Origin of the sequence: Bordetella tumbae, from assembly GCF_965139195.1 — a bacterium.
Lineage (GTDB): Bacteria > Pseudomonadota > Gammaproteobacteria > Burkholderiales > Burkholderiaceae_B > Bordetella_A > Bordetella_A tumbae.
Window position 1 is genome coordinate 263 of sequence record NZ_CBCSJH010000069.1, and the last position, 2,639, is coordinate 2,901.

General features: G+C 57.2%; 3 protein-coding genes. 1 reads left to right on the forward strand and 2 read right to left on the reverse strand.

Annotated elements, in window-relative coordinates; translation table 11 throughout:
* Positions 1–487: 487 nt before the first annotated feature.
* Both ACNA0J_RS29230 and pncB read right to left on the reverse strand, forming a co-directional pair.
* Complete coding sequence (locus ACNA0J_RS29230; RefSeq protein ID WP_415822516.1) at positions 488–841, reverse strand: RidA family protein; 354 nt, start codon at positions 839–841, stop codon at positions 488–490.
* An 89-nt stretch (positions 842–930) separates the two neighbouring features.
* Positions 931–2,106, reverse strand: coding sequence for a nicotinate phosphoribosyltransferase (gene pncB / locus ACNA0J_RS29235; protein WP_415822517.1), 1,176 nt, complete (start codon positions 2,104–2,106; stop codon positions 931–933).
* A 195-nt stretch (positions 2,107–2,301) separates the two neighbouring features.
* On the opposite strand from pncB, the gene fdxA reads away from it, so the two are divergent.
* Positions 2,302–2,625 carry a ferredoxin FdxA gene (gene fdxA, locus ACNA0J_RS29240; protein WP_415822519.1) on the forward strand — a complete coding sequence of 108 codons (324 nt, stop codon included), beginning with the start codon at positions 2,302–2,304 and terminating at the stop codon, positions 2,623–2,625.
* Positions 2,626–2,639 lie beyond the last annotated feature (14 nt).

Here is a 2,639-nt window from a genome sequence, read left to right on the forward strand (position 1 = left end):
GAGCGGGGGCCCTGCACCCCCGCTCATCGCGTTCGGGATCTGCATGCACGGGTTGTTGCACCGTTGCTGGACAAAAAGATCTCTCGAGCTACATTGACGTGAAGCCACGGTGTAGCACTCACTGGCGAGATGTCACAGCATCACATCGCATTGCTTATCGCGCGATCACGGCATTCATCGTGTCGAGACGACAACGGGATGCCAAGCGTGAGGCACGTTATGTCTGAAGCGACACGGTGTCCCTCACCCCAGCGCCTTCCCCACCTTCAGAAGACGCCCTTACACCATACAAGCGAACACGGTGTCCGGCCCGCGCGCCGGACCGACTTTGTGAAGCCCGGCCGGGCCGATTGCCTCGGCTCGACGACCAACAGAACACCTACCTCGTCCTAAACACCAACAACACCAGCCAAAACAAAAAGAGCCATCGCGCATTCCACACGACGGCCCCTCACTACCTCAAAAGAAAGAAGCGCAGCCCCCCTCCTTAAGCAACAGCAGCAGTCACCACAATCTCAACCTTGTAATCAGGATTGGCCAACCGCGCCTCGACCGTGGCACGCGGAGGCGCATTGCCCGCCGGCACCCACGCATCCCAAGCCTTGTTCATGGCATCGAACTCTTTCATATTGGCCACAAAAATCTGCGCCATCAGAATCTTGGTCTTATCGGTACCAGCCTCAGCCAGCAAACGATCAATCGTCGCCAAAACCTGTGCCGTCTGCCCCGCCATATCCAGCGAAGCATCATCCGGCACCTGGCCAGCCAAATACGCTACCCCGTTGTACACGGCCATATCAGACAGGCGCTTTTCCACATTGACGCGCTTAATACCACTCATCAAACATCCCCAAAGAGTCAGTTAAAGAAATGCCCAGCCTTCAACGGCCCGGCAAAAAAAACACGCCTGCGGCAAAAAACGCCACTCGCTCAAGCCGGCGGCAATTGAAACACCTGGCGCAGATACGCCAGATACGCCGGATCGTCGCACATCGTCTTCTCTGGCGCATCCGAGACTTTCGCCACCGGCTGGCCATTGCATCGAACCATCTTCATCACAATCTGCAGCGGCTCGTGACCCAGATCATTCGTCAGATTCGTACCGATCCCGAACGACACCTTGCAACGCCCCGCAAACTGCCGCGCCAGCTCGATCGCGCGCGGAAAAGTCAGCGAATCGGAAAACACCAATGTCTTGGCGCGCGGATCGACACGATTGTTCCGATAATGCTCCAACAACCGCTCGCCCCACACGAACGGATCGCCCGAATCATGCCGCGCACCATCGAACAGCTTGCAGAAATACATATCGAAATCACGCAAGAACGCGTCCATGCCATAGACATCCGATAGCGCGATACCCAAATCGCCCCGGTACTCTTTCGCCCAGACCTCCAACGCATACACCTGCGAATCGCGCAGCCTCGCCCCCAATGCCTGGCAGGCCTGCAAATACTCGTGGCCCATGGTGCCCAGCGGCAACACATTGTGCTCCATCGCCAACAGCACATTGCTTGTGCCCGCAAAATGCTTGCCCATCTGCGCTTTCATCGTCGCCACGATTTCCTCGTGCCACTGCTTGGAAAAGCGCCGGCGCGTCCCATATTCGGCCACCCGGAAATCCGCCAACGCGGGATCATCCAACACCAGATGCATTTTCGACTGCAGGCGTTTGCGGCCTTCTGCCCAATCCGGATCCCGGCGGGTATTACGGAAATACACTTCGTTCACAATGGCCAGCACCGGGATCTCGAACAAGATCGTGTGCAGCCACGGGCCTTTCACCGTGATCGATATCTCGCCGGGCTGATCGCCCTCGCCGATGAAAATGCAGCGCTCGGGCAAGTGGAACAAGCGCAGAAAATCCACAAAATCGCTCTTGATAAAGCGCAATCCGCCCAAGTACTGCAGCTCGGCATCAGTAAACCGCAACTGGCATAGCGCGTGCACCTCGGCGCGGATCTCATCCAGATATGGCTGCAAATTCACGCCGGGCGTGCGGCATTTATAGCGATATTCGACCTGAGCAGCGGGAAAGTGATGCAACACCACCTGCATCATGCTGAATTTGTACAGATCGGTGTCAAGCAGTGAAGTAATGATCATGATGACGCGCGTCGAGCGCGCAGGGGTTCGTCAAACCGATTTTTTTCCACACCATAGCATAAGCAGCCCCCTGCACCCTCCTCCAGCCAGAGGCCCCGCCACTACCGCAGCCAGGGTTATCATCGCCTCGATGGGCCGCATGTGGGTAAAATCTTAGGAATTCAAAAAAGCTGTTGCTTGTCCGCGGAGCCCCGAATGACCCACGTCGTTACCGAAAACTGTATCAAATGCAAGTACACCGATTGCGTCGACGTGTGCCCGGTAGACTGTTTCCGCGAAGGCCCCAACTTCCTGGTGATCGACCCCGACGAGTGCATTGATTGCGCAGTCTGTATCCCTGAATGCCCTGCCAACGCCATCTACGCCGAAGAAGACGTACCGCAGGACCAGGTACAGTTCATCGCGATCAACGCCGAGTTGACGCCCGAATTCGCCCCCATCAGCCGCGCGAAAAAACCGCTGCCCGATGCCGACGACTGGAATGGCAAGGAAGGCAAGCTCGAGCTCCTGGAAAAATAGGCCGGGCCCGGGGG

Bases quoted from the DNA above. Each gene is read 5' to 3' on its own strand.
- ACNA0J_RS29230 (WP_415822516.1), bottom strand. From the start codon at position 841: ATGAGTGGTATTAAGCGCGTCAATGTGGAAAAGCGCCTGTCTGATATG.
- pncB (WP_415822517.1), bottom strand. From the start codon at position 2,106: ATGATCATTACTTCACTGCTTGACACCGATCTGTACAAATTCAGCATG.
- fdxA (WP_415822519.1), top strand. From the start codon at position 2,302: ATGACCCACGTCGTTACCGAAAACTGTATCAAATGCAAGTACACCGAT.